We start from the raw sequence: 26,291 nt of genomic DNA, 5'->3' as shown, positions 1-26,291 counted from the left end.
GCAGCGCGAAGTCGATGTCGTCGCCCGTCGTGCCGTGCTTTCGCGAATCGCGTTCGAGCGCGGCGAGCTGGTCCTCGAAAATCTGCTTGGTGTCGGACAACAGCCGACCGATCAACGTCGACTTACCATCATCGACCGAACCGCAGGTCAGGAAGCGCAGCAGCGACTTCTTCTCTTGCGCGGCCAGATAGTCGCGGACGCCGTCCGTTGGAGCGAGGCTCTTTGCCATGATGTGGCGCATGGTCAGAAATACCCCTCGCGCTTCTTCTTCTCCATCGAACCGGCTTCATCGCGGTCGATCAGCCGACCCTGCCGTTCGGACGTGCGTGCCGTCAGCATCTCGCCAACGATGGCTTCGAGTGTGTCGGCGTCGGATTCGATGGCGCCGGTCAGCGGATAACAGCCAAGCGTACGGAACCGCACCAGGCGGTCCTCCACGACCTCGCCCGGGAGCAGCTTCATGCGATCATCGTCCTTGAGGATCAACATGCCATTGCGTTCGACGACTGGCCGCCGCTTGGCGAAATAGAGCGGCACGATCGGAATGTTTTCCTGCAGAATGTACTGCCAGATGTCGAGCTCGGTCCAATTCGACAAGGGAAAGACGCGGATCGATTCACCCTGCGCGATACGCGTGTTGAAAATCTTCCACATTTCGGGCCGCTGGTTCTTCGGATCCCACACATGCTGGGCATTGCGGAAGGAGAAGATGCGCTCCTTGGCGCGCGACTTTTCCTCGTCGCGACGGGCGCCGCCAAAGGCGGCATCGAAGCCGTATTTGTCGAGCGCCTGGCGCAACGCCACGGTCTTCATCACATGGGTGTGGGTGTTCGAACCGTGATCGAACGGATTGATGTTGTCGCGCACGCCGTCTTCGTTGACATGAACCAGAAGGTCAAAACCCAGCTTCTGGGCCATCTGATCGCGAAATGCGATCATCTCGCGAAATTTCCAGGTGGTGTCGACGTGAAGAAAGGGGAATGGCGGCTTGGCCGGATAGAACGCCTTCATCGCCAGATGCATCAGCACCGACGAATCCTTGCCGACGGAATAAAGCATGACCGGCTTGGTGAAGGCAGCCGCGACCTCGCGGAATATGTGGATGGACTCGGCTTCAAGCCGCTGCAGATGCGTAAGCGCTGATATCATGGACCGTGAGCGTTCTCTCGTGCCTTGCAACAGAAGATCCTACGTCAAAACATCGAGCCTTTTACGCCCGGTTCAAGCTTCGCTTCTGGACAAAGTGTTTCGTGCGGGCGTTCTAGCAGATCGTAACGGCCCAGAACAATGCAGGAGGAGCCCGGCAGCGGTTCGTTCGGGAATGAATTTTCCATGCTTGTGGCAAAACCCGGAAATTTCTGCTTGTACGGCCTCCGGTCGGGAAAAGGCAGGAAAAATATTGCCTGTGAGAGAGTTGTGCGGGGACGCTGCAGGAGTCAACGGTCCCCAACTGCCGGATTTCGGCGGCGATCGATCCGGGCGCACTATCGAAACAGCGACCCAGCCGCTATACGCTTTTCGAGAGCGGGCAAGTGCGTGATGGAGCATGGGCAATTTCGAAGCGAGCACATTCGGTTTCACCAAACATGATGTGCCGCATAAAATTTCTCAAGAATAGCAGGTCCGAAAATTGAACCGGCTTTCATTCATAAGGCAGCAGTTCACGCCTTCGCGGATCAATATCTACTTCTCCATTCTCTGTTTCTTTTCTCCCCCGGTCCTGGGGTCGGTGGTCAGCTTCGTGTTCAATGGCGGTGGCCTGTGGTCCGTCCTGTTGATCGCCTTGAAGAGAAGACGCTTCAATGTCGACCGGGCGATGATGGCGCTGACGATCGCGATCTGTGCCTATTGCGCAAGCAACGTCCTGGCGTCCCTCGTCAACCACGCGATCGTCACGGACGCGCGGCATCTTGTTCCGCTGATCACCTTTCTGTTTTTTCCCATCTCCTATTCGACCTGGAGCATTACGCAAAAGACAACGCTCGTCCGCATCATTGTGGTGGCCAGCATGGCTGCCTGTTTTGGAGCGCTGCTGCTGGCGGTCTATCAGCAATATCGGCTTGGCATACGCGCCGAGGGCGGGGCCGGGAATGCGATCGTGTTCGCTGAGGTCCTCTGCCTTGCAGTGGTGACCTGCGTGGCCGCTGCCCTGTCTGGCATAGAGAGATACAGGATCGCCCTTATCTGCGCTGCACTCGGCGGAACGATCGCCATCATCTACTCCGGTACCCGCATCGTCTGGCTGGCACTGCTGATTACCGGTATCGCCGTTCTGCTGATCAACCAGCAGAAGCTGAGAGGGAGAAATGCCGTTCGCGTGCTTTTGCTGCTGGCCGCGATCGCAGCCACGATCGCGGTTTTCGGGTCCCAGACGATAGCGGGGCGTGTCGCATTTCTGCACTCGGACTGGGATGCGCTGACCCATGGTGACCACACGACAGCTTTGGGATCGCGCGTCGCCCTTTGGGATATCGGGCTGAAGGCATTTCGGGAGATGCCATTTTTCGGACATGGCGTGGGTGCCACCCGGCTCTTGATCAAGCAGGGTTTTCAGGATCAGTTCGGGATGGATGAAGGTTTCAATCATTTCCACAACGGCTTCCTGACCGCCTTGGTGCAAGCGGGAATCCTGGGTGCGGTGACGCTGGCGGCGATCTTCGTGGTTGCCGCCAGAAATGCCGCCCGGGTCCTTCGCGACAGCGCCGATCCGGTTGAGCGGTTCGGCGCCACCATGATCGTCGCCCTCGTGATCACCTATCTGACCGCCGGAATGACGGGCATCCTGATCGGCCATGACATTCTGGACTCGGTTTTTATGATCTTCCTGGTGTCGGGAACATATCTTGCCTGTGGCCGCCAAGCTGCGTTGGTGGAAGACCAAGCCCTTCCACCGCTGGTGGAAAGGCAAGCCCTTCCACCAGCGGTGGAAAGCCTGGCCCCCCCGCCAGTCGTCCAGTAACCGGTGCGGGCAAGACAATGAAAGTCCTGGTTACGGGCGCGACGGGCTTCATCGGCCGCCAGGTGGTCCATCGGCTTCGTCAGGCCGGTGTCGAGCTTCGCCTCGCCTCCCGCCAGCCGGAGAGACTTGATGCGGGCTCCGACGCCATGCCGATGCCGGCGTTCGATGCACCTGCCCCGGCTTTCCTGGCGCTGACCAGGGATGTTACGGATATCGTCCATTGCGCGGGTCTGAACAATGACCAGGGCAACGCCACCGAAGGCGACTTTCTGGCAGCCAATGCGCAATTGAGCGCGCGCCTGGCGCATGCCGCCGCCGCGCAGGCAAGCGGACGGTTCATCCATCTTTCCTCGATCCGGGCCGTGATCGGTGCGCGTGCCAGCGCAACGATCGACGAAGACACAGTCCCCGAACCGCAGGACGCCTACGGGCGCTCGAAACGCGAAGCAGAAATTGCCGTATTGGGCGCCTATGCCTCGCACGGCCGTGCCGACGCCGCCATATTGCGGCTGCCTCCGGTCTACGGGATCGGCATGAAAGGGAACCTAGCGACGCTGATGCGGCTCGCCGATACGGCTCTGCCGATGCCGACAGGCGCGCTGACGGCAAACCGCTCGCTGCTGTCATCGCAATCGGCGGCGGGGGCGGTGTGGCATCTGCTTTGCCATTCGCAGCCGCTTCGTCCGATCTATACCGCCAGCGACGTGCCGCCGGTTTCCGTCGCTGCCATCATCGGTGCCTTTCGCCGCGGTTTCGGCAGACCGAAGCGCCTGGTGACAATGCCGGCCGGACCGATGCGGGCGGCCGCCATACTGCTCGGCAAGCGGACGTTCTGGGACAGCCTGACCGCGACCCAGATATGCGACCCTTCGCTCCTTGCCTCGGAAGGCTGGGCGCCTGAAACCGAGACATTGGAGCGGCTGGCCGAGATGGCGCGGCTCCGAAGGCCCCGGCTTCCTGTTTGACCCTGATCCGAGGACCGGTTTCTGCTTCCGGAGCATGGCCTGCTCAGCCGCGATAGAGTGTCCCAAACAGGATGCGAAGGTCGAGCCAGAACGAGGCGGTCCTGAGATAGATGGCATCGGTGTCGGCCAGAAGTCGCGGGTTCGACATGTCGATGCCCCTGATCTGGGCCAAGCCCGTCATTCCGGGCAGAGCCTGCAAAACCCCCAGCCGCCTGCGGCATTCGATCAGTTCCGTCTGGGTCGGCAGGCAGGGACGCGGCCCGACCAGGCTCATTTCGCCGCAAAGGACGTTCCAGAGCTGCGGCAACTCGTCGAGCTTGAATTTCCGCAAGCTCTTTCCAACCGATGTCACGGCGCTCGCGGGGGTTTCATGCGAGGGCAAGGATGGCGTTCCCTGGTACATCGTCCTTAATTTGTGGCAGCGAAAAAGCGCGCCTTCGCGGCCAATCCGCGTTTGGGAAAAAATCACCGGACCGGGCGATGATGCGCGGACGGCAAGAATGGCGAGCAACAGGATGGGAGAGGTTGCCACCAGCAGCACAGCCGCACCGGCGAGATCGAAGATTTTCTTGGCTGTCGTCATGAGTGGCCGATGGGCTCCCTGCCAGGGCTTCACGCGGCAACCGCGAGCGAGCCCATCAATCCGGTCGACGTAGCATGAGGTCGCCTTGCTGACCAAGCGCGCCAAGCGGTCTCCCGATATTCAGATACGACCCAGCACAAAGGCGAGATAGAGCCCAAGGCTCCCGGCAAAAGTCTGTCGATAGACGCGGCTTTTGCGCAGCGCGCCCAGGCGTTGGAAAAGGCTACCTTGCCGACCGTTCGCGAACAGGTCGAGGCATGCCAGCGCGTCCTTCGTAAGGAGATCGCGATTGACGGCGAGGCCGGCAAGATTGAGATCGGTCCAGTCCGCGAACTGGCCCTTGAACAGGCGGCCGAGCCGCGAGATCCGTGCCCGCCACGATACATTGGCGCCGACCAGATTCGCCGCATGCTGGCGGTAGCGTACCAGTGGCCGCGGATCGTAGCGGACGACACCGCCGGCACCAGTGACAATCAGATAGGCCCACCAATCGTGGCTGACGAAACCGGTGCGGGTGGAGGCCCTGGCCAACAGATCGCGCGCGGCGCGGTTGAGCAGGATGGTGTTGCCGCCGGCAATGCTCTGGACGAGCGCGTTGCGGAAGGACGGCGGACGGCTGAACAGCGGCGAATGGCCGACCAGACTCCCGGTTTCGGTCATGGTCGCGGTTCGCGAGCAGGACATCAGCGGTTGCGCCGCGTCAAATGGCTGCATCCAGCCAAGGGCGCTTTCCAGCCTGTCGGGCTCCCAGACATCGTCCTGGTCGCTGAAGGCGTAGCAATCCGCATCGATGCGCGGGTCGAGGATCATCGACCGGAAATTGGCGGCAAAGCCCTGCCGCGGCCCTTCCACGAGATTTATCCGGCCTTTTGTCCAACGGGGCTTCCAGGCTTCGATGATGGCAACCGTGCCATCGACGGAGCCGTCGTCGGATATCCAAAGGTCGATCAGAGGATGCGACTGCGCGAACAGCGACCGCAGCTGCTCGTCGATGAAGGCGGCGCCATCCTTCGTGGCCATCAGGACGGCAATACGCAGATCTGTCTTATCCACCGATGTCAAACGCCTTGCCGCGCGAGGAAACCGCTGCGCACTTTTCCTGGAATTGCTCATCTTTGCCTTCACGCAATTCCGGACGGAAAACCGCTGCGCACTTTTCCTGGAATTGCTTTAGCTCGCCTGCCCGGCCGTCTTCGGGACCGCGTCGTGCTGCGCGTTCGCCCTTGTCTTCGTCGTGCGGTCGAGATCGGCCAGGATGGTGAGCGAGGCCGCCTTGTCCTGGCTCTTCATGGATTGCTGCAGCGCTGCAAGCGCTGCCTGGACATCCGACCACTGCGCGACATCGGTGCTCAGGCCAAAAATCTTGGCGATGCTGAGCTCGACCAGTTCCTCGTCTTCGCCGTGAAGGGTCTCGTGCAGCTTTTCACCCGGCCGGATGCCCGTGAAGCGGATCGGGATGTCCGTATAGGGGCTTTTTCCCGCCATGCGGATCATCGTTTCGGCCACTTCGAGGATCGGCACGGGCTTGCCCATGTCGAGCATGTAGACGGCGTAGTCCTGGCCGGCCGGCCGCGACGCGGCATCGGCGGCCGACATGATGACGAGATCGACGGCCTCGGCGACCGTCATGAAATAGCGCGTCATGCGCCGGTCGGTTATGGTGACCGGCCCGCCGGCCTCGATCTGGGCCTGGAATATGGTCGCCACCGAGCCATTGCTGCCGAAGACGTTGCCGAAGCGCACCGCGATGAACTTGGTGGCGGGGCGGCGCCCGCCCGGCTCGCCGGCCGGTGTCCCATGCAAGGCGCTGACGATCTGTTCGGCGGCTCGCTTGGTCATGCCAAGCACGGACGTCGGATCGACGGCCTTGTCGCTCGAGACCATGACGAATTGCGCCACGCCGCACCTGGCGGCGACTTCGGCGCAGACAAGCGTGCCGAAGACATTGGTCTGGATGGCCGATTCCCAGTTCTCCTCCAGCAGCGGAACGTGCTTCAACGCGGCGGCATGGAAGAGGATGTCGGGTTTGAACTCGGTGACGACACGCGTCATCTGGCGCCGGTCCGCGACATCGACGATGCGGACCTTGAGGCGGTCATGGTGCTTCTCGTCGATATACTGGCTCAACTGAAAGATGCCGAATTCGGAATTGTCGGCGACCAGCACGGCGTCGGCCCCAAGCTCCAGCGACCGCTTGACCAGCGTTCGGCCGATGGAGCCGGCGCCTCCCGTGACCAGGACGCGCTTGCCGCCGACGAAGGCGCCGATGCGCTCGATGTCGGACGCCACCGTCGGGCGGCGCAGGATCGTCTCCATCTCGACGGCATCGAGAACGAGCTTTCCCTCCTGGCCCAGCTGCGAAAGCCCCGCGAACTGCACGACCCCGATGTCGCCGTGACGCGCGACGCGGACAAGCTCCGAATATTCCTCGATCTCATGCTCGGCGCCGCTGCCGAAGATCAGGAGATCGAGGCTCTTGGTGCCGGTCGCATAATCCTCCAGCACATCGATCAGGCGCGGCCGGGTCGCCACCACGGGAACCCCTTGAATGCGCGTGCCGAGCGGTGCGCCGTGCTCGGTGGCCATGATGCCGACGATGGAATGGTCGGCGGGCTGCGCCGTGCGCGTGAAACGAATGATCAGGTCGGCCTCGCTCAGCCTCCCGACGAACAGGGCCTGTTTGGCGCGCGCCGTGTCGGCCTTGCCGTTCAGAACACCCCAGCTCGCGCCGTCACGCAGAAAGCGGTAGAACAGCCGGGGCGCCGAGATGATGGTGAAGGAGACGAGCAAAAAGACGATGAACTGGCGCTCGTTGAGGCCCGCGACAGGCTGGAAGAAGCGCACGACCAGCGAGACGGCGTAAAGCACGAATGTCAGGATCGCGCAGCTCTTCAGGATGTTGAAGAAATCAGGCGTCGAGGCGAACCGCCAGACCGTGGTGTAGAGGCCGCAATATCTGAACAGAAGATGGCTGATGAGAACGATGCCGGCCCAGGTGACAAGGCCCTCCGTGGAGAGCGCGCCGAACGAAAGATCCGACCGCGACAGGACAAGGCTGAGCGCCACGGCGACCAGGACCATGACCACGTCCTGGACCATGATGAAGGCGCGCCGCACCTGTGGCCTGAGCCCGAACACAGCTTCCAGGGAAGTATTCATTAGGCAGTACTAAACTCCAGGCTGTCGGCATGACTACCCGCAAAGTGTCAGCACGAGAACCATTCGTGACCGTCACACTTCCAAGTAGCATTTCCGGCCCCCGCCTGCTGTATCGCATACTGCGGGCCGCGGGGCATAGCCAGATGTTTTTTTTTGGGTTGGCATTCCCACGCAAGTCATTGTCTGTGTATTGCCTATCGGATCGCAGAGAATGAGGAACGTGCACTGCGCGTGGTCGGGGTTGAGGACTGGGATGCACGCTGCTAAGGCAGGCTAAGGCCGCGTGTCGCAAACGGGATGAACGATGCCACCTAAAATTATCTGGATGCTGTGGCTGCAAGGCATCGAAACAGCGCCACAGATCGTGAAAGCATGTGTGAACTCTTGGGAGAGAATGAACCCCGGCTGGACGATCCAAATCCTGGCCAAAGGGAATTTGGCCGACTTTTTGCCCGATGTTAGCGATCCAAATTCGCTTCTCTCCAGATCGCTTTCAGATGCGGCATATAGTGATATCGTGCGTATCGAGCTTCTGTGCAGATATGGCGGAGTGTGGGTCGACGCTACCTGCTATTGTCTGCAGCCTCTCGATGAGTGGCTTGATAGCGTCATGTCAGAAGGTTTCTTTGCCTTCGAGCGGCCTGCCCCTTCCCGAATGCTATCTTCATGGTTTTTGGCTGCCAGCCAGTCCTCCTACCTAACTTATGAATGGCGCCGGCTGGTCCATCAACACTGGCAGAACCGAGCAGTTGACCCGGACTATTTCTGGTTCCATCACCTATTTGGCCAAGCTTATCAAAATAGCAGAAAATTTCGCGTGTTGTGGGACCAAGTGCCGAAAATATCAGCCGGCGGCCCACATATATTCGCACCTTATGAGACGCGATTGCTTGGCGCGATTTCAGAAGAAGACAGAGAGATCGTATCTCTTGCCAAGATTCCGATCTTGAAGCTTACGCACAAAGTTGACCACAGTGCCGTTCGCGAAGGAAGCATCTACCAATTTCTTTGCAACTTCGGCAGGCACCCATCCGGCCGTTACATCCCACATCCGAGCGGCCGACACGCCACAGTCACTGACACGGCGGCCAAAGCGCCGCCTATCCTTTTGTGCTGGTATGGATCGCTGAAAGACAATGGAACTATCGGCGACCTATTCGCAGTGCAGAGTGTTGCTGCCCGTATGAAAGCGTTGGGGTTGAATTTCAGGCATCTAACAGCGAGTACCGCGTTTGAAATTTCCGGCGAAAGGGTGGCGCTAGACGAAATCGCCGAGGGCGACTACGCCACGTTGGTTTTTGTTTGCGGTCCGGTCATCAGAGATCATCCGATTGTAGAGACGATAATTCGTCGATTTCCGTCGATTAGCAAAATCGGGATCAGCATAAGCCTCTTTGGCCGAGACCATATCAACTACGTGCAGCCGTTTGACGTCGTGTTGGCTAGAGAAGGAGGCGGTCGGCGCTTTGAGGACGTCGCCATTCTCGCGCCTTCGCGGGTCACTCCAAAGCGAGCGCGTGAACCAAATGAACCGCTTGTTGTCGGATTGGTGCTCCGCGGCGAGCAAGGCGAGTATGGACCCCAGAGCTCACTTCACGATCGCACTAGCGCTCTTACGGCGCGGGTGCTCGACAGCTTGGCCACAAAATATCAAGTGAGAACGCTTGAGATAGAGCACCACTTGACCCGCTCTGGTCGCGCACCTGTCGAAATTGAGGCTCTATACTCGTCTTGTGATCTCGTGCTCACATCTCGTTTTCATGGCGCAGTTCTGGCGATGCGCAATGAGGTTCCCTTCATCGCGATCGATCAGATTCGCGGAGGTGGGAAGCTGACAAACCTCCTTTCCACCTCTGGATGGCCATTTGTCTATCGGATTGAGCACGCGAAGGAGGATGAAGTCACGGGCGCTGCCTTGAACCTCATTGAGGGGGGCAAACGTGACCTGCTTCTAGATGTTATCGAACACACCAAATCCAGGGCCGTCGAGACACTCAACGCTCTGGAAGTTCTGCTGACGACACCGCCACCTGCGGCGTTACGTCCAAGTTGGCGTAGCCGATTGCTGCAAGGTCTGGCTCGTTGGCGACACGGATGAGAATGCCTTCGATAATTTTGTGAAGCATACGCAACTCGTCGTTGACCAAACCTCGCACACCGGCACTTGCGAGATATACTCCCGGCAACATGACACAGTTAAAAGTAAAACTTATTGTCATTTCAGAACCAGATCTGACGAATCTGGTTCTTTCTCCTTTTACTCTGTGCGTGTCCGAGCCCGCCAACACTAAGCCTGTCACATTTTTGAACAGAAACTCAAAGCCGACCTCGCTTGCATCGGACGAAAAAAACACGGTATATTCCAAGACATACCGCTTTCCCATTTGCAGTACATTCACCCCCTCACCACTGAGAGTCAGAACGCGAAGGTCTCGAATTCGGGCACCCCGTTCTTCGAGATAAACTGCGGACTTCGACTTGAGGTTGGGATCATGATAATCTGCATACTGGCTGACGGTGTCGCTCGGTTCGGCCTCGATCGGTAAAGCGACGACTGCATCGGAGGCTTCTCCGGCAGGCGAAGCGGCGGGCCTTTCAGGATCGGGGGCGGAAGGCTTGTTTTCGAAATTGTCAGTAACTGCTGCCCTGGTGGTCGGCGAAACGGCACGGAGCGCCTTAATCCCGGTGCGAATTTCTGTCGCCACCTCCGTGCTGGCGCTGACCAACCGTTGATATTGCGCCACCACTGCTTTTGGCCGACCTTCCAGGATAAGTTCGCCTCCATCCATAAGCATCGCCCGCGTGCACAGCTGAACGATGGTCGACGCACCGTGGCTGACAAAAAGAATGGTGCCGCCCTTATCCTTGATTTGCTCGATGCGGGCGAAACATTTGCGCTGGAATGCCTCGTCGCCCACAGCGAGCGCCTCATCCACCACCAAGATGTCGGGATCAACATTGATTGCGGTGGCGAAGGCCAACCGTACATACATACCCGACGAATAGGTCTTCACCGGCTGGTCTATGAAGGGGCCTATATCGGCGAAACGAGCGATATCGTCGAAACGCCATTCCATTTCCTTGCGCGGCACGCCGAGGATCGAGGCATTGAGAAAGACGTTTTCGCGGCCGGTGAATTCGGGATTGAACCCAGCGCCAAGCTCCAGCAGCGCGGCGATGCGGCCATTGACCTCGACCGAGCCGCTGGTTGGCTGCAGCGTGCCACAGATGATCTGCAGCAGTGTCGATTTGCCGGAGCCATTACGGCCGATGATACCGATAGTTTCGCCGCGTCCTATCTCAAAGGAGACTCCGGATAGGGCGGCGAAATCCCGGAAATAACGGCGTGGCGGACGCCCGATCAGCCGCTCCAACCGTGGCACGAGCATCTGCTTGAAGCGATCCTCGGGGCGGTTGAACATGACGTAGTGTTTAGACACATCGCGCACGCGAATAGCGACGTCCGACGCACCGATCTTGTCAGAGGACATCTGCAAATCCCCGGCGTGTCTTTTGGAAAAATTGATAGCCGAGAAACGCGACCGCAATCGCCGCGAGCAAATAGCTGCCAAGCGCCAACCAATCCGGCTCTATATCAAAAAGCACTACGTCACGGAAACTCTCGACGGGAATCGCTAGCGGATTCAGTGAGAGCCATGGCTGTAGCCATATGGGCAGCGAGGTCCTCTGGAAGAAAACCGGCGAGAGGAACATGGTTGCGGTCACAAGAGGCGCTACGATCTGGCTCATATCACGGAAATAGACGCCAATTGACGCCAATATCCAGGCGATGCCGAGAACCATGACGACCAGTGGCGCGAAAACCAATGGCGCCAAAACGACTGTAGCCGGAATATAGCCAAAAACGATAAACGCGAAGACCAGCAGCACCAGCAGACTGACTGCTGCATGAAACAACGCCGCGCCCGCAGAAACCAAGGGCAGGATCTGAATCGGAAACACGATCTTTTTGACGTAGTTGGCGTTAGCAACGATCAACCCGGGTGCCAGCGAGACCACTTCCGCAAAGAACTGGAAAACGATCAATCCGCAGAAAAGGACAACCGCATACTCTCCTGTCGAATCAGTGGCGCCTTGCTGACCGGGAATAGTCCAGCGCGACTTCATCACCACACCAAAGACGAATGTGTAGACAGCCAACATGAACAGCGGATTGAGCAGCGACCACGCCAACCCGAACGCGGAGCCACGATAACGGCCGGTAACTTCTCGGCGAACGAGGGGGAATATCAACCCGCGTAAATTTGGGAACATCTTGCGTCAACGACCGTAGTTAAAAGCCACCGGCTCGCCTTCATGAGGGCTCAAGCACAAGGACGTCCTGTCCATCAAGCCGATTTTCGAAAGCCCCGGACCAACCACCACGGATCACAGACGTTCGCAGCCTGAACCCCGCAATGTTAATCATTTCCAACCATTTATCCAATGTGTAGGCGACCGCACCAAGTGGAAAAGTCAGATTATTAATTCTGCAACCGTCCGAAATTTGGTGCTCAAAACGAAGATCAAATATCGTCAAATTAGTTTCTCGTGCTTTATCCAAAATCAAATCATCGAATATGAAAGTGGTGGCATAGACAAGGCCATCTTTCTTAATCGACCTCTTGAACTCTTTCAGATAGTGTATTATATCATCCTCAAACATATGGGTAAAAACAGAGAATAGAAATATTCGATCCACAGATTCGTTTGATACTGGGAGATAAATTTCTTTTGTCGTGATAGTCCCATGAGGATTGTGAAGTTGATCCTTAACGTCAAAATGAACAAATTCGCAATTTGGCGACCGCTTGGAAATATGGTCAGCACACCACTCTATAGACGGTCGAATTATGTCGACCCCCATATAAGCCCCCGAAGTCAAAAACGAACTGAGTGGGATTGCATCGCGCCCAATACCGCAACCTATCTCAAGAAGCTTCTGATCTGGCTCGATAGCTACATGTTTCCTCAAAGACAAAAAATGCTTATCCGATATTTCTTCGAATGTCTCAGGGCCACCGCCCGTCAACATCAAAAGATGAATGGGAATCTCGTACCCCCGAAAATTAAATGTATCCACTTTGACTCCATTCATAGCGATGATCGCAATCTGCCTGCAAGCTCGGCAGCGTCGTATCTACTTCCGACAAGGGGGATTTCCTGTATCTCTTTTCGCTTCACCACGCGTCCGACATTCTCTTCAGCTGCCTGGGCGCACTTCTCAAGTGCGGCCGCGACCGCATCGGGCGTTACGTGATCAAGCCCTATTAGGTTCGGACTTCTCGCGGAGATGTTCTTTGTATCATAATTATTGGAGATGGTGATAAGTCCGGCATGAGCCATTTCCAGCGGGGGGTAGCTAGGATGCGGGGATATCATCAGAGATATCCCGACACTCGCTCGACTTAGATATGCAGCATATTCTTCAAGGCTGACCTTGCCAGGAACGGCACTATTTTGCACCGGCCACACTTTTGCCATCTCAAAATCTTCCCCAAGGAAGACTACCTGCCACTTGCTGGCACTGGTAGGATTTCGCTGTTGCCATAGCGACAGGCCGTCAACGATTATTTCAAAGCAATTTCTAGCCGCACTGGGCCTCCCATAGCACAGGATGATCCGCTCTTTGGGGACAGGCCTAATTTTGTGCTCGATCGTCTCATTGATGCGGAAAGGAACGACGATCTGGTCTGTCCACCCAAATCTGCGATTCATAAACGAGGACAGCTCCTCAGAATTCACCAGAGCGACAACATTCTCAGCCAAATTATATGTAGACTCTGCAATCGCCCACCTCGAGGACCATTGGACAAAATTCGACTCGTAATCTTGTATGAAATACACCGCACCCGAGCTGTGCCCAAATGCCATTTTCTGAAAACTTGCTATTGAAGTCCGAAGATATTCGGACCACCAAGCCGTCGATACAAATATATCATCCCTACGAACATCCAGGCCGAGAGCTCGATCAAAAGCATCAAAAATTACAGCATGGCCCCCTAAAGGATCCAGCGCATATTCTGGAAAATTCTCTAAATGATTTCTTTCTACCGGAGAATCCAGGACCACGATCCTCTTGTCAAAATCAGACAATTTAGACGATATTTCCTCGAATATCTTTAAGGCGGTGGATATGCCGCCAAAAATCCACACCGGATCTATAGTGGGCAGAAGCAAGTTAATTCTGGGCTTCGCGTTACTCGACTTCGTCATCCTCAAAGGACGAAGCTCGCCGTAGCTTCTACTCAGGGAAAACTCGGACCGTCCTGGCTCATCAAAAAGTGGTACATAAATTTTCTCCAGCAGCTTGACGTCGATTGGCTTCTTCAACGCCAGAAGCGCCTCCGATGGAGAGTCAATACCACTCTGAATCTTTAGCCAATGAAATCCGGCGCATTCCGCAAAATGTAGATAGCTGCGCTCGATCGCATGCGCCAAAGTACCGTCGACTTGACCGTCCTCTTCGGGAAAATCGTCGAACGTCAGCCCTAGATCTAGAAGAGGCCTGATGGCGGCCGACCGCCCCCAAAACATGGAGCCAGAAGGAAACTCCAGGACACTGTCCTTGCTAAGGTCCCATTTGGCGCGCCGCAAAAGGGTTTTTGCCGCTTCGAAGTCGAACCCCCAATTAAGCATAGCTCGAACAGGGCCAAAGTGCTGAGGGTATATTATCCCAACATTTTTGTCAGACATGAAAAGTGAAAAAATAGATCGAACAATGTCCTTCGACCCAATAAGATTACCTATCAGATAAGACCGCCAATTCTCTAGATCAGACAGATGCGGTGATTTTTTTGTGTGCAAGTGAAGAAAAAAATCATGCTTAACGTAGATATCGCGAAAACCAACAATCTTTGGGGCGACATCTCTTCCTTTGTTTTCGAAAACTCTAATTTCTACGTTGCTCACTCCACGACTTGAGCACATGGAGCTTATAATTTGCTTTTTTTCTTCATCTGTTGTTGAAACGTACAGTTTGAAGTCTGCCTCAATGTTTTCCAGCGCCGTAAGAATTTCTGGGAACAATTCCACGTAAAATGCGTGAACTACAACGGCGATATTCTTCGGCAGCACGACCTTTGATGCCCAGGCCAGCGGCATCCGAATCGCGATATCCCGTTCGGGCAGAGGTCGTCTAGCGTTTGTTGCACCAATTTCATTTGTGAAATGAAAGGAAGACACAGTTCCAGATATATCCGTCTTTTGGTACCGCTTGGCATCCCGCCTTCTCGCGATAAACTTTCTTGTTCTCTCCAAAACAGAAATGATCCCGTCGTCCCTCAAAACAACGATCACACGATTTAGCAAATAGCGGGCACTTTTCATCTTACGCAGGCCACTCGCTACGACAAACCGCTCGGCCGAAAGCCCCACTGTTTTTGCCACACGAAACGGGGCCATCAGCTTCCACGATCTGCTTTTCTTCATCTCTGAAATTGTTTCAATTGCATGCAGCAACTTGTTTTGCTCATCCGAGATAATCAAGTTTTTCTGCGCAATTTCAGAATCTCTTGCGACGATATCAGCGCGCAGCTTGGCAACTACCGCTTGCCGGGTTTCAGCTTCCACATTTTCTCGATCCATCGTCCTCTGAGACTCTTGCAGTGCCTTCCCCAGATCCCTTGAGAATTTGGCCTCCAACGCGATGCCCTTCGCACGCATCCTTTCGACCTCGGCCCCCATCTTTTCATTTTCTAGAGAGAGTTGATCCGCTAGCGTTTGCGCTTCCGCTTGCACCATTGACATCGCTTTGATGCGCACATTCATTTCAGGGAAGGATGCATCGCCAAAGATTGAGCTTGCACGGTCAAACGCGACTCGTACGGCATCAAGCCGCGCCATCGCCGCTTCGTCATTGCCGCTCTTACCAAGATCCGTCAGCGCCCCGTACGCCTCCTTGACCCAGTCGGCGATGCGCGGATCAGCATCAAGAAGGTCCGGGCTGGCCGTGAAGTGCTGATGGTCCGCCGAGAAGTGCGTGGACAACAATGCCTGCCATTCGATGCCTGATCGTGGCCAGTCGATTTTAAGAACGTTGGTGATCTCCTCGATTCGCGCACGCCAATCGCCAAGCATGGCCTCATAAGAAACAAAGATGCGGGGATAGTTCCTGGTGGCGCGCTCCGCCTCCAGTTCATGGCGCAACCAAAGAAGAGAGCTGAAACCTGTCGTAAATCCGTCCCTGTTGGCCAAGGAAGCAACCACAGCCAGCGGATTGCGCTCGATCAGCACGTACCGCACGTCGATGCGCATGCGTTTCAGTATGTCCGCGTAAAGCGGTACGAAGCGCGAGATACGGGGCTCCTTGAGGACGAACAGCGGCGCACTGCCATATTCCTCGTCAATCAATCGGGCTATTTCGGCTTTGTAAAAACGCAGCCGCGCCGCGCCTAAATCGCTTGGGTCAAAGGCGCGCCAATCATCCCAGCTACTTCCTGCCTCGGCCAACATCTGGTCGTGCAGTTCGATAAGGCGCTCCGGCTCCCAATGCCCAGCCGGGTTCGAGGGATTGGCGCCAAGCATGTTTTTCGGCAGTTCGGCGCCGAGCAGACTGATCGCCCTTGTCAGCGCGCTGGTGCCCGAGCGGTGCATGCCGAGCACCATGATGCAGGTGCGCTTCGTCGCGGGGTCTTTTGCAGCCGCCGGCTTCGCCTTGGCGCGGGCTTTTGCTGGCCTGCCTTCGGCCGGCTGCGGGTCAGGCGTCGCGCCTTGCAGATTTTCGGGTGATGGGTGCTTGTTCATGCGCTCAATATCTGTCTCGTCTCGCCCGCCACCAGCCCGCGCACCACCTCTTCCGTCGACTCCCGCCAGTCCGGCGCCGTCCATGCGAAAACGCCCGCGAATTTCGCGCTCGATAGCCGGGAATTGGCGGGGCGGCGCGCCTTGGTCGGGTAGTCCATCGTCGTGATATCCCGTACCCGCGCCCAGGGACCACCAGACTTCAAGCTTGTGTCGAGGATATGACGGGCAAAGCCGCTCCAGTTGGTCTCGCCCGTGCCGGCCAGATGATGGGTGCCGAACGCGGCGACGTCGTTGTTGCGGTGCAGCATGGCGGCCGCATGCAGGATCGCGTCGGCGATATCCAGTGCGGATGTGGGATTTCCCCATTGATCTGATACCACCGAAATCTCGTCGCGGTCGGCGGCGAGCCTCAGCATGGTTTTCACGAAATTCTTTCCGAACGGGCTGTAGACCCAGGCGGTGCGCAGGATCAGGTGGCGCGGATTGGCGGCGGCCACCGCCTGCTCGCCGGCGAGCTTGGAGGCACCGTAGACACCGAGCGGCGCCGTCGGGTCGGTCTCGACATAGGCGTGGGGAGCGCTGCCGTCGAAGACATAATCGGTCGAAAGATGGATGATTGGAACGCCGAGCCGCGCCGCGGCCTCGGCCACCTTGCCCGCGCCGGTCGCGTTCACCGCAAAGGCCAGATCGGGCTCGTCCTCGGCCTGGTCGACGGCCGTGTAAGCGGCGGCCGACACGACGATGTCAGGCTTGGCGGCGGTGATGGCATCGATGACGGTATCGGGTCTTGCCAGGTCGAGCTCCGGGCGGCCGATGGCAACGACCTCGACGCCCGCGCGCGCCTGGCCGGCCTCGAGCAGGCTCGCCGCGACCTGGCCGTCGCGTCCGGTGACGAGGAGCCTCACGCGCCCACCTTGCGCGCTTCGCCCAGTCTTTCGCCGGCATAGCGCTGCTCGCGGATCGGTCCCCACCACCATTTGTTGTCGAGGAACCAGTCCACGGTCCTGGCAAGGCCGCTGTCGAAATTCTCCCTGGGCGTCCAGCCGAGTTCACGGCTTATCTTGGTGGCGTCGATGGCGTAGCGGCGGTCGTGGCCGGGACGGTCGGTGACAAAGGAGATCAGCTCGCGATAGCGCCTGCCGCCCGCGCGCGGACGCCTGGTGTCGAGCAGGTCGCAGATCGTCTCGACGACGGCGAGGTTGGTGCGTTCCGAATTGCCGCCGACATTGTAGCTCTCGCCCGGATGCCCCTTCGTGGCGACGAGTTCCAGGGCGCGCGCGTGATCCTCGACGAACAGCCAGTCGCGCACATTGGCGCCGGCGCCATAGACCGGCAGCGGCTTTTCATCGAGCGCGTTGAGGATGACGAGCGGGATCAGCTTCTCGGGGAAATGATAGGGGCCGTAATTGTTCGAACAGTTGGAAAGCACGACCGGCAGGCCGTAGGTCTCGTGCCAGGCGCGCACCAGATGGTCCGAAGCCGCTTTCGAGGCGGAATAGGGCGAGGACGGCGCATAGGGCGTCTCCTCGACGAACATGCCGCCGTCGAAAGGCAGGTCGCCGAACACCTCGTCGGTGGAGACGTGATGGAAGCGGAAGCGGCCTTTCCTGTCATCGGACAGGCCGCGCCAGTATTCGAGCGCGGCATTGAGGATCTTGTAGGTGCCGACGATGTTGGTCTCGATGAAGGCGCCCGGTCCATCGATCGAGCGGTCGACATGGCTCTCGGCGGCGAGGTTCATGACGATGTCGATATCGTCGCGGCGCAGTATGTCGAGCACCGCCCTTTCGTCACAGATATCGGCCTGGGCGAAGCTGTAATTGTGGGCATTCTCGATCGGCCGCAGCGAGGCCAGGTTGCCCGCATAGGTCAGCTTGTCGAGATTGGTCACCCGGTAGGCCGGATTGGCGCACAGATGCCGGCATACCGCCGAACCGATGAAGCCGGCACCGCCCGTCACCAGAAAATTCATCCCGCCGTCCTTATGCCCCACATGCTCCATCAGGCGAACACCTCGGCCGTAGCCAGCGTCGGCGCCTTGAGGTCCTTGTCCGAAAGCTGGAACCCGTCGGCCAGCGACGGCCATTCTATGCCGATGGCGGGATCGTCGAAACGGATCGACCGATCATGCTCGGGCGAATAGGTGTCGGTCACCTTGTACAGCACCTCGGTGTCGGGCACGAGCGTGACGAAGCCATGCGCGAAGCCCTTCGGCACCAGGATCTGGTTGCCTTTTTCGGCCGACACTTCGAGGGCGACCCATTTTCCGAAGGTTTTCGAGGCGCGGCGGATATCGACAGCGATGTCGAGAATGCTGCCGCGGATAACGCGCAGCAGCTTGTCCTGGGCACGCGGCGCAAGCTGGTAGTGAAGCCCGCGCAGGACGCCCGGGGCAGCGGAATAGGAATGGTTGTCCTGCACGAAAGTCAGGTCGATGCCGGCCTGCGAAAAGCGCTCGGCATTGTAGGTTTCCATGAAGAAACCGCGTGCGTCGCCATGGCGCTTCGGGACGATTTCCAGCACCCCGTCGATGCCCAGGGATCTCACCTCCAGCATCTTAACCCTCCGAAAGATCGACGACGCGCCGGCGCAGATAGGCGGCGTACTCGTTCTTTCCCAGCCGGCTTGCGCGCTCCAGCACCATGTCCGCCGTCAGCCATCCCTGTTCGAAGGCGATTTCCTCCGGACAGGCGACCTTGATGCCCTGGCGATGCTCGATCGTGCGCACGAAGGACGAGGCTTCGTGCAGGCTGTCATGCGTACCGGTGTCGAGCCAGGCATAGCCCCGTCCCAGCCGGTGAACATGGAGCTGGCCGCGCTCGAGATAGACATTGTTGACCGCCGTGATCTCGATCTCGCCGCGCGCCGAAGGACGGATGGTCGGGGCGATGTCGACGACGTCATTGTCGTAGAAATAGAGACCGGTGACGGCCCAGTTGGACTTCGGCTTTTGCGGCTTTTCCTCGATCGTCAGCGCGGTTCCGGTCGCCTTGTCGAAAGACACCACGCCATAGCGTTCGGGATCCTCGACATGGTAGGCGAACACCGAGGCACCCCTCTGGCGCGACGCCGCGACGCGGCAAAGCTGCGATAGCCCGTCGCCAAAATAGATGTTGTCGCCCAGGATCATCGACACGCTGTCCTTGCCGATGAAATCGCGGCCGATGATGAAGGCTTCCGCGAGTCCATTGGGCTGCGGCTGCTCGGCGTAAGACAGGGCCAGCCCGAACTCCGACCCGTCGCCGAGCAAACCACGAAAAGCCGGCAGATCACGGGGCGTCGAAATGATCAGAATCTCTCGTATTCCCGCGAGCATCAGCACGCTCAGCGGATAATAGATCATCGGCTTGTCGTAAATGGGAAGAATTTGCTTAGAGACTGCTAATGTTAGTGGATAAAGACGCGTTCCACTGCCTCCAGCAAGGATAATTCCTTTCAAGAAGCTCTCCTCGACATGCCAAAGCCCCCCGGCCCTGTGTGCCTGTGCTTAGGTTTCATGCATTGGCTTGTCAATGCGGCATACGACAAACGCGTCGGCCATGTTGGATAGCGGCCATCAAGGCCGAGGCCTGACCACTGATCGCACTTTCCGTCTTGTCGAGGACGGGACAGCGGTCATTGCGCAGGGTGGACGTTCCACCATTCAGGCCGCAGCCATGATCACATGTGCCTGGATTTTGGCGGCAACTTCGCCACTGCCATGTCTGTCGGCAATGGCGGCTGCCGCGTAGTCAGTCGCGGCGTCCAGTTTTCCAGCGTCCCTGGCCTCGATTTCGGTGCGAAGGACGGTGCCCTGACAATAAGCGACGGCCGGAAGCCGTGGCGAGGATGCGCGGCTTTGTTCGGCTCTGGTCTCGATCGCGACATCGGAGAAACCCGCGTCCTCCAGGTCGCGACGGATCAGCGCCTTGTCGTGATAGCCGTGCGGCGTGCGTGCCAGGAAGCGCGGCGGATCGTCGGGAAAAATCCGCGCGAGGGCATTGGTCACATCATCGGCGAACACATTCTCCTCGATACGATCCCATACGTTGAACAGGAACCGGCCTCCCGGCTTCAGGACCCGCCTGGCTTCGCGGTAGGCGGAGGCGCGGTTTGGAAAGAACATCGCACCGAACTGACAACAGACGAGATCGAAGGCCGCATCCTCGAACGGCAGCGCCATCGCATCCGCCTGGCGCCATGCGATGCGGCTGTCGGGTGTCTGTCGCGAGGCGGCGTAGTCGAGCATCGGCTGGTTCAGGTCGGTCACGACATAGCTTGCGCCAGGGGCCAGTCTTGGCGCCAATGCGCGGGTGACGACCCCGGTGCCAGCGGCGATTTCCAGGACAGCCCCCGGCGACAGGGCCGCGGCTCGGCGCGCGATATCCGCGGCGAACGGCTCGAAAATCAAAGGCACCATGTAACGGTCGTAGTTTTCAGGAATCGAGCCGGCGAACAGTTTGTCCGTTTCCAACATGGCAATCCCCACCGTCTGATGACTTGGGGAGACTAGCACATATTTTTGTTCCTGGTCTTTTTCGACCGAGAGCAGGTCTTTACGTGGCCAAGAACGCGTTCATCACGCTCAACGCTGCCCAAAATAACCCAGGTACCACTCGACGAACCGCCCAACCCCCTCCGTGACGGAGGTCCGGGGGCGGTAGCCGACCGCAGCTTGCAGTGCCGAAGTGTCGGCGAAGGTGTCGGGCACGTCGCCGGCCTGCAGCGGCAGGAGTTCGATCACGGCCTTGCGGCCAAGCGCGTTTTCCAGCGCCTCGACATAGGCGGTCAGCTTCACCGGATTGTTGTTGCCGATGTTGAAGATGCGCCAGGGCGCGCTGCTGGTCGCCGAATCCGGATGGCTGGAATCCCAGGCCGGGTTGGCCGCGGCGGGGCTGTCGCTGGCGCGGATCACGCCTTCGGCGATGTCCTCGACATAGGTGAAGTCGCGCGTGTGGTTGCCGTTGTTGAACAGCTTGATCGGCTCGCCGGCCAGGATGCTCCTGGTGAACAGGAACAGCGCCATGTCCGGGCGCCCCCAGGGACCGTACACGGTGAAGAAACGCAGCCCCGTGGTGGGCAGGCCGAACAGATGGCTGTAGCTGTGCGCCATCAGTTCGTTGGCGCGCTTGGTGGCGGCGTAGAACTGCAAGGGATGGTCGGCCGGGCGATGCTCGGAAAACGGCATGTCGGTGTTGGCGCCATAGACACTGGAGGTGCTGGCATAGGTCAGGTGCCCGACACGGCTGCCGCGGCAGGCCTCGAGCATGTTGGTGAAAGCAACGATGTTGCTTTCGACATAGGCGTGTGGGTTTTCCAGGCTGTAGCGCACGCCTGCCTGCGCGGCCAGGTGGATCACCCGGTCGAAGGCGTGGTCGGCAAAGCAGCCGTCGACCACGCTGCGGTCGGCGAGATTGCCATGGATGAAATGATAGCCGGCATTGGTGCCGCGACCCGCCTCGGCCAGCAGCCGCAGCCGCGCCTCCTTGATCTCAGGGTCGTAGTAGTCGTTGATGCTGTCGATGCCGACAACCTCGTCACCGCGCTCCAGGAGCCGCCTGGCGACATGATAGCCTATGAAGCCGGCAGCGCCGGTGACCAGAACCTTCATCAGAAACGCCCGTCCGTGACATGGCTGGGAAACAGGCCCGAGCTCATCGCAGGCCAAGCTCCGGCCCGAAGTGATCCGGGCCGGATGTTCTCAAATCAGGAGCGCTTCAGCAATGACCAGACGGCCGGCACGAGGCTGGCCGCGAGAGCCACCTTGATCAGGTCGCCGACGATGAACGGCACGACGCCGAACTGCCAGGATTTTTCCGGGCCGATGAGCAGCGCCAGCCAGGCAAAACCCATTGCCATCATCACCACTTCGGCAACCAGCATGGCGTTGAAGAGCTTGATCGGATGACGGTCCCAGCCGCGGTCGGCGGCCCAGCCGACAATCGCCGCCATGACCACGAAGCCGGCGAGATAGCCGCCGGTCGAACCGAGCATATAGGCGATGCCGACGCCTTTTTCCGGCGTGCCCTGGAAGACCGGGAAGCCCATCGCGCCTTCCGCCATGTAGAGCAGCAAAGTGGCGACGCCGAGCCGCATGCCGAAGGCGGCGGCGATCAGGAAGACGGCGAGCGTCTGCATCGAGATATCGACAGGCCCGAGCACTACCCTGGTCTTGGCCGAAAGGGTCAACAGCAGTGTCCCGGCAATCGCCAGGAAAAACTGCGTCGCCAGCCGCGCGGCACCATCTTGCGGCAAGGCCAGAAAAACAAGCGGGCGCGTCGTCGTTGCGGTTGTCATGATCTTCCCCAATTCAATCTTGCCGCGAACCAGAAATCGCGGTCTTGCGTTTTCCTATATTGGCTTGCGTGCTATGCGGCAATCGGTTTTGCCGTTCCGGGAACAATGTGCCGACATGGCTCTCAAATTCGATACCAGCTTCGACCCCGCTTATGGCCAAGGCGTAAGCGTGGCCCCCGACGTGCAACGTGTCACGGCCCGCAATCCCAGTCCCTTCACCTTTCATGGCACCAACAGCTATGTCGTGGGACGTGACACGCTGGCGGTGATCGATCCCGGGCCGGATGACGAGGGGCATCTGCGGACCTTGCTTGACGTGATCGCCGGACGGCCGGTCAGCCACATCTTCGTCAGCCACACGCATCGCGACCATTCCCCGCTGGCGGCCCGGTTGAAGGAACGCACCGGCGCCCAGGTGCTGGCGGAGGGACCGCACCGGCCGGCGAGACCCTTGCATATCGGTGAAACCAATGCGCTCGACGCCAGCGCCGACACCGCTTTCATTCCCGACGTCGCGTTACCGGACGGCGAACTGGTCAGCGGCGACGGCTGGGCGATCCGGACGGTGCTGACGCCCGGCCACACCGCCAATCACGCGGCTTTCGCGCTGGAAGGCACCGGAATCCTGTTTTCAGCCGATCATGTCATGAGCTGGGCAACCTCCATCGTCGCGCCGCCGGACGGGGCAATGGCCGATTACATGGCATCGCTCGACCGGCTGATCGAGCGCGGAGATCGCCTGCTGCTGCCTGGCCATGGCGGACCGGTGACAGCGCCGCGCGCTTTCATGCGCGGACTGAAGACGCATCGCAAGATGCGCGAACGGGCCATACTGGAGCGGATCAGAGCCGGCGACAGGACAATTCCCGACATGGTCAGGGCGATCTACAGGGATACCGATCCTCGGCTGCACGGCGCCGCCGGCCTGTCGGTGCTTGCCCATCTGGAGGATTTGGTGGTGCGCGGCGTCGTGGCGACAAACGCCGCCCCGGCCATGGATGGCATTTTCACGCCGGGCCGATAGGCCTGCCCCACGCCCAAGCGTTCACCCTACCGCCGTCGCGGGCGCGAATTCGCGCGGAAATGGCTACTCGGCCGGCGCCGCGCCGACCTGGCCGGCGACTTCCTGATCCAGTTCCGCCAAGAAATCGGTGATGCGCGCGGCATTGTCGCCAAGGTCATGGCGGCCGTAACGCGAGGCCGAGCGCATGTCGACGATGACCGTGTCGCCGTCATCCATGACGCGAATGGCGACGTCGGCGGGAAGGCCGAGAACGAAGCTCGAGGCAATGGCGGTGATGGTCACCTCTGTCTGTCCGGCGACTTCGGGATAAGGCTCCGAAAGGTCCCAGCCGCGCCGGTCGAGCACGGTTTCAACGGCGTTGACGATGGTCTCAAATGGCAGGTCGTAGCTGCGTGCGGTGACCAATGGATAGCTGTCGGTCTGCAAACTCTGCTCACCCGGCGTCGGCGGAGACAGCACGTTCATGTCCTTGGTCCGGTCACCGACATCGAGCGCGGGCGGTTCATCGAAATCGGTCGAGATGTCCCGCAGCGGCGGATAGATCGTCGCCCAGTAGGCGGCAACGCCATAGGGGGTGAGCACCAGCAGCGCCAACACGGCGCCGACGGTGAGATCGCGGCCACCACGGTCACCAAAATTCCACAGCCTCGCAAAGGCCAGGCCGGCAAACAACAGCGCCAGCGCCGCCAGCAGGGCGACAATGCCCAACACCCACAGGAACACCGGCGTTTGAACGAGGCCGAAGCGATGGCCGACAAAGTTCGTCAGCAAAAGCACCGCCGAAAAGGCGGCCGTTCGCCGCGACCAGCTGGCAGCCTTCGACGTTTGCCGTTCGGGAATGCTAACCATTATTCTCTGCTGCCCCAACCCGGACGGAGGTTTAGTGCCTTTTTGCGGCGGCTTGAAGCCGAAACACGCAACATCCCCTCAATCCGTCGGCAAGCGATAGTCCCTGAACTGCTGACGCAAGGTGATCTTCTGGATCTTGCCGGTGGCGGTGTGCGGTATCTCACCGACGAAAGCGACGTCGTCCGGCATCCACCATTTGGCCACCTTGCCATCCATGAAATCGAGAATCTCGGCCTTGGTCGGTTCCTTGCCCGGCTTGGCGACGACGACCAGCAAGGGCCGCTCGCCCCATTTGGAATGCTGGACGCCGATGGCCGCCGCTTCCGCAACATCGGGGTGGCCGACGGCCAGATTCTCCAGGTCGATGGTCGAAATCCATTCGCCGCCGGACTTGATGACGTCCTTGGCGCGGTCGGTGATCTGCATGTAGCCCCCGGCATCGATATGAGCGACGTCTCCGGTATCGAACCAGCCATCCTCATCGAACTGCTCCGCGCCCACACCGCCATAATAGGCGCGAGCGACTGCCGGACCGCGTACCTTGAGCCGGCCAAACGTCTTGCCGTCCCAGGGCTGCGCGTTGTCGTCGTCGTCGGTCACCTTCATTTCGACGCCGAAGGGCGGGTAACCCTGCTTGCTCTGGACGTCGAGCCGAGCCTCGCCGTCAAGGCCTGCATAGTCCGGCTTCAAGGTGCACAGCGTGCCGAGCGGCGACATTTCGGTCATGCCCCAGGCGTGGATGACCTGGACACCGTAATTGTTCTGGAACTTCGTCATGATCGCGCGCGGGCACGACGACCCGCCGATCACGACCTTGTTGAGATGGGGAAGTGTCTTGCCGGTCTCCTCCAGATATTGGAGCAACATCATCCACACGGTCGGCACGGCGGCGCTGAATGTGACCTTCTCCTGGTCGAGCAACTCATAGATCGAGGCACCGTCCATCTTGCAGCCAGGCATGACCAGCTTGGAGCCCATCATCGGGCCGCTCTGGCCAAGGCCCCAGGCATTGGCGTGGAACATCGGCACCACCGGCAGGATCGTGTCGCGCGCCGACAGGCCCATGGCGTCGGGCATGGCCGCGATCATGGCATGAAGCACGTTCGAGCGATGGCTGTAGACGACGCCCTTGGGGTCACCCGTCGTGCCGGACGTATAGCACATGCCGGCGGCGGTGCCTTCGTCGAAGGTCTTCCAGGTGAAGTCGCCATCGACCTCATCGAGCCAGTCCTCGTAGGCTACGACACAGGGCAAGGTCGTTTGCGGCATGTGCGCCTTGTCGGTGAGCACGATCACCTTCTTCAGCGAGTTGACGGCACCAGCGATCTTCTCGAGCAACGGGATGAAGGTGATGTCGACGAAAACGGCCTTGTCCTCGGCGTGGTTCATGATCCAGACGATCTGTTCGGGAAACAGGCGCGGATTGAGGGTGTGGTAGATAGCGCCGATGCCCATGGTGCCATACCAGGCCTCGATGTGGCGGGCAGTGTTCCAGGCCAGCGTCGCGATGCGGTCGCCCAAGGCAAAACCGTCGCGCTCCAAGCGCTGGGCGACCTTGAGGGAACGACGATGGATGTCGGCGTAGGTGGTGCGCACGATCGGCCCCTCGATCGAACGCGACACGATCTCGCGCACACCATGCTGCCTTTCAGCGTTGTCGATCAGCTTGTGGCACAGCAGCGGCCATTCCTGCATCAATCCCAGCATGCCGTTCCCTCCCTCACGCTTTTC

The 26,291-nt window shown here is 59.2% G+C and carries 22 protein-coding genes; 4 read left to right on the top strand and 18 right to left on the bottom strand.

Annotated elements, in window-relative coordinates; genetic code table 11:
- The coding region (locus tag EN861_RS21300; protein WP_245464436.1) for a GTP-binding protein at window positions 1-241 on the bottom strand (241 nt) is incomplete at its 3' end.
- 2 nt (window positions 242-243) lie between these two features.
- Window positions 244-1,149 (bottom strand): sulfate adenylyltransferase subunit CysD, encoded by a 906-nt coding sequence (gene cysD / locus EN861_RS21295; RefSeq protein ID WP_127279443.1) that lies wholly within the window; start codon window positions 1,147-1,149, stop codon window positions 244-246.
- 481 nt (window positions 1,150-1,630) lie between these two features.
- Between cysD and EN861_RS21290 the strand changes: the two genes are divergently transcribed.
- Together EN861_RS21290 and EN861_RS21285 are read left to right on the top strand one after the other, a co-directional pair.
- Window positions 1,631-2,959 carry an O-antigen ligase gene (locus tag EN861_RS21290; RefSeq protein ID WP_127279444.1) on the top strand — a complete coding sequence of 443 codons (1,329 nt, stop codon included), beginning with the start codon at window positions 1,631-1,633 and terminating at the stop codon, window positions 2,957-2,959.
- A gap of 17 nt (window positions 2,960-2,976) precedes the next feature.
- Window positions 2,977-3,924, top strand: a complete 948-nt coding sequence (locus EN861_RS21285) for an NAD-dependent epimerase/dehydratase family protein (protein ID WP_127279445.1) — start codon at window positions 2,977-2,979, stop codon at window positions 3,922-3,924.
- A gap of 43 nt (window positions 3,925-3,967) precedes the next feature.
- Here the strand turns inward: EN861_RS21285 and EN861_RS21280 are convergent, their stop codons facing one another.
- From EN861_RS21280 to EN861_RS21270, 3 genes are all read right to left on the bottom strand, one after another.
- Entirely contained in the window at window positions 3,968-4,507 is a 540-nt protein-coding gene (locus EN861_RS21280; protein WP_127279446.1) for a sugar transferase, read from the bottom strand.
- A gap of 120 nt (window positions 4,508-4,627) precedes the next feature.
- Complete coding sequence (locus EN861_RS21275; protein WP_127279447.1) at window positions 4,628-5,560, bottom strand: glycosyltransferase family 2 protein; 933 nt, start codon at window positions 5,558-5,560, stop codon at window positions 4,628-4,630.
- Window positions 5,561-5,677: 117 nt separating this feature from the next.
- On the bottom strand, window positions 5,678-7,666 hold the full coding sequence (locus tag EN861_RS21270) for a nucleoside-diphosphate sugar epimerase/dehydratase (protein ID WP_245511814.1): 1,989 nt from the start codon (window positions 7,664-7,666) through the stop codon (window positions 5,678-5,680).
- A 304-nt stretch (window positions 7,667-7,970) separates the two neighbouring features.
- On the opposite strand from EN861_RS21270, the gene EN861_RS21265 reads away from it, so the two are divergent.
- Entirely contained in the window at window positions 7,971-9,764 is a 1,794-nt protein-coding gene (locus EN861_RS21265) for a capsular polysaccharide synthesis protein (RefSeq protein WP_127280411.1), read from the top strand.
- Here EN861_RS21265 and EN861_RS21260 read toward each other — a convergent pair.
- The 11 genes from EN861_RS21260 to EN861_RS21210 form a co-directional block, all read right to left on the bottom strand.
- Window positions 9,661-11,157 (bottom strand): ABC transporter ATP-binding protein, encoded by a 1,497-nt coding sequence (locus tag EN861_RS21260; RefSeq protein WP_127280410.1) that lies wholly within the window; start codon window positions 11,155-11,157, stop codon window positions 9,661-9,663. The genes EN861_RS21265 and EN861_RS21260 overlap by 104 nt on opposite strands.
- On the bottom strand, window positions 11,147-11,941 hold the full coding sequence (locus EN861_RS21255) for an ABC transporter permease (protein ID WP_135865390.1): 795 nt from the start codon (window positions 11,939-11,941) through the stop codon (window positions 11,147-11,149). Before EN861_RS21255 ends, EN861_RS21260 begins: the two co-directional genes overlap by 11 nt.
- Window positions 11,942-11,981: 40 nt before the next feature.
- Window positions 11,982-12,749, bottom strand: coding sequence for a class I SAM-dependent methyltransferase (locus tag EN861_RS21250; RefSeq protein ID WP_189343691.1), 768 nt, complete (start codon window positions 12,747-12,749; stop codon window positions 11,982-11,984).
- A gap of 11 nt (window positions 12,750-12,760) precedes the next feature.
- Window positions 12,761-16,411 (bottom strand): rhamnan synthesis F family protein, encoded by a 3,651-nt coding sequence (locus tag EN861_RS21245; RefSeq protein WP_189343690.1) that lies wholly within the window; start codon window positions 16,409-16,411, stop codon window positions 12,761-12,763.
- On the bottom strand, window positions 16,408-17,316 hold the full coding sequence (gene rfbD / locus EN861_RS21240) for a dTDP-4-dehydrorhamnose reductase (protein ID WP_135865385.1): 909 nt from the start codon (window positions 17,314-17,316) through the stop codon (window positions 16,408-16,410). The genes EN861_RS21245 and rfbD overlap by 4 nt, the downstream gene beginning before the upstream one ends.
- On the bottom strand, window positions 17,313-18,383 hold the full coding sequence (rfbB, locus tag EN861_RS21235) for a dTDP-glucose 4,6-dehydratase (RefSeq protein WP_135865383.1): 1,071 nt from the start codon (window positions 18,381-18,383) through the stop codon (window positions 17,313-17,315). Before rfbB ends, rfbD begins: the two co-directional genes overlap by 4 nt.
- Before the next feature lie 29 nt (window positions 18,384-18,412).
- Window positions 18,413-18,967 carry a dTDP-4-dehydrorhamnose 3,5-epimerase gene (rfbC, locus tag EN861_RS21230; protein ID WP_127281044.1) on the bottom strand — a complete coding sequence of 185 codons (555 nt, stop codon included), beginning with the start codon at window positions 18,965-18,967 and terminating at the stop codon, window positions 18,413-18,415.
- Between the two features lies 1 nt (window position 18,968).
- Window positions 18,969-19,850 (bottom strand): glucose-1-phosphate thymidylyltransferase RfbA, encoded by an 882-nt coding sequence (gene rfbA / locus EN861_RS21225; RefSeq protein WP_127873144.1) that lies wholly within the window; start codon window positions 19,848-19,850, stop codon window positions 18,969-18,971.
- Window positions 19,851-20,054: 204 nt separating this feature from the next.
- Entirely contained in the window at window positions 20,055-20,867 is an 813-nt protein-coding gene (locus EN861_RS21220) for a class I SAM-dependent methyltransferase (protein WP_135865381.1), read from the bottom strand.
- 108 nt (window positions 20,868-20,975) lie between these two features.
- Window positions 20,976-22,001 (bottom strand): NAD-dependent epimerase, encoded by a 1,026-nt coding sequence (locus EN861_RS21215; RefSeq protein WP_135865379.1) that lies wholly within the window; start codon window positions 21,999-22,001, stop codon window positions 20,976-20,978.
- Window positions 22,002-22,096: 95 nt separating this feature from the next.
- Entirely contained in the window at window positions 22,097-22,687 is a 591-nt protein-coding gene (locus tag EN861_RS21210) for a biotin transporter BioY (RefSeq protein ID WP_127281119.1), read from the bottom strand.
- A gap of 115 nt (window positions 22,688-22,802) precedes the next feature.
- Here EN861_RS21210 and EN861_RS21205 point away from each other — a divergent pair, with 115 nt between their 5' ends.
- Window positions 22,803-23,711 carry an MBL fold metallo-hydrolase gene (locus EN861_RS21205; protein ID WP_135865377.1) on the top strand — a complete coding sequence of 303 codons (909 nt, stop codon included), beginning with the start codon at window positions 22,803-22,805 and terminating at the stop codon, window positions 23,709-23,711.
- Window positions 23,712-23,774: 63 nt separating this feature from the next.
- Here EN861_RS21205 and EN861_RS21200 read toward each other — a convergent pair whose 3' ends face one another.
- Together EN861_RS21200 and EN861_RS21195 are read right to left on the bottom strand one after the other, a co-directional pair.
- On the bottom strand, window positions 23,775-24,560 hold the full coding sequence (locus tag EN861_RS21200) for a DUF1499 domain-containing protein (RefSeq protein WP_135865375.1): 786 nt from the start codon (window positions 24,558-24,560) through the stop codon (window positions 23,775-23,777).
- A 78-nt stretch (window positions 24,561-24,638) separates the two neighbouring features.
- Window positions 24,639-26,267 carry a fatty-acid--CoA ligase gene (locus tag EN861_RS21195; RefSeq protein WP_135865373.1) on the bottom strand — a complete coding sequence of 543 codons (1,629 nt, stop codon included), beginning with the start codon at window positions 26,265-26,267 and terminating at the stop codon, window positions 24,639-24,641.
- Between the last annotated feature and the right edge of the window lie 24 nt (window positions 26,268-26,291).

The organism is Mesorhizobium sp. M8A.F.Ca.ET.218.01.1.1 (genome assembly GCF_004791165.1).
Lineage (GTDB): Bacteria > Pseudomonadota > Alphaproteobacteria > Rhizobiales > Rhizobiaceae > Mesorhizobium.
This window is presented reverse-complemented; position numbering and strand designations above follow the sequence as displayed.

What these genes read in the sequence shown, in the direction of transcription:
- EN861_RS21255 (WP_135865390.1), bottom strand. Translation starts at nt 11,941, where the DNA reads ATGTTCCCAAATTTACGCGGGTTGATATTCCCCCTCGTTCGCCGAGAA.
- EN861_RS21265 (WP_127280411.1), top strand. Translation starts at nt 7,971, where the DNA reads ATGCCACCTAAAATTATCTGGATGCTGTGGCTGCAAGGCATCGAAACA.
- EN861_RS21280 (WP_127279446.1), bottom strand. Translation starts at nt 4,507, where the DNA reads ATGACGACAGCCAAGAAAATCTTCGATCTCGCCGGTGCGGCTGTGCTG.
- EN861_RS21200 (WP_135865375.1), bottom strand. Translation starts at nt 24,560, where the DNA reads ATGGTTAGCATTCCCGAACGGCAAACGTCGAAGGCTGCCAGCTGGTCG.
- EN861_RS21210 (WP_127281119.1), bottom strand. Translation starts at nt 22,687, where the DNA reads ATGACAACCGCAACGACGACGCGCCCGCTTGTTTTTCTGGCCTTGCCG.
- cysD (WP_127279443.1), bottom strand. Translation starts at nt 1,149, where the DNA reads ATGATATCAGCGCTTACGCATCTGCAGCGGCTTGAAGCCGAGTCCATC.
- rfbB (WP_135865383.1), bottom strand. Translation starts at nt 18,383, where the DNA reads ATGAATTTTCTGGTGACGGGCGGTGCCGGCTTCATCGGTTCGGCGGTA.
- EN861_RS21215 (WP_135865379.1), bottom strand. Translation starts at nt 22,001, where the DNA reads ATGAAGGTTCTGGTCACCGGCGCTGCCGGCTTCATAGGCTATCATGTC.
- EN861_RS21205 (WP_135865377.1), top strand. Translation starts at nt 22,803, where the DNA reads ATGGCTCTCAAATTCGATACCAGCTTCGACCCCGCTTATGGCCAAGGC.
- EN861_RS21285 (WP_127279445.1), top strand. Translation starts at nt 2,977, where the DNA reads ATGAAAGTCCTGGTTACGGGCGCGACGGGCTTCATCGGCCGCCAGGTG.
- EN861_RS21270 (WP_245511814.1), bottom strand. Translation starts at nt 7,666, where the DNA reads ATGAATACTTCCCTGGAAGCTGTGTTCGGGCTCAGGCCACAGGTGCGG.
- EN861_RS21245 (WP_189343690.1), bottom strand. Translation starts at nt 16,411, where the DNA reads ATGAACAAGCACCCATCACCCGAAAATCTGCAAGGCGCGACGCCTGAC.
- EN861_RS21220 (WP_135865381.1), bottom strand. Translation starts at nt 20,867, where the DNA reads ATGTTGGAAACGGACAAACTGTTCGCCGGCTCGATTCCTGAAAACTAC.
- rfbC (WP_127281044.1), bottom strand. Translation starts at nt 18,967, where the DNA reads ATGCTGGAGGTGAGATCCCTGGGCATCGACGGGGTGCTGGAAATCGTC.
- EN861_RS21195 (WP_135865373.1), bottom strand. Translation starts at nt 26,267, where the DNA reads ATGCTGGGATTGATGCAGGAATGGCCGCTGCTGTGCCACAAGCTGATC.
- EN861_RS21260 (WP_127280410.1), bottom strand. Translation starts at nt 11,157, where the DNA reads ATGTCCTCTGACAAGATCGGTGCGTCGGACGTCGCTATTCGCGTGCGC.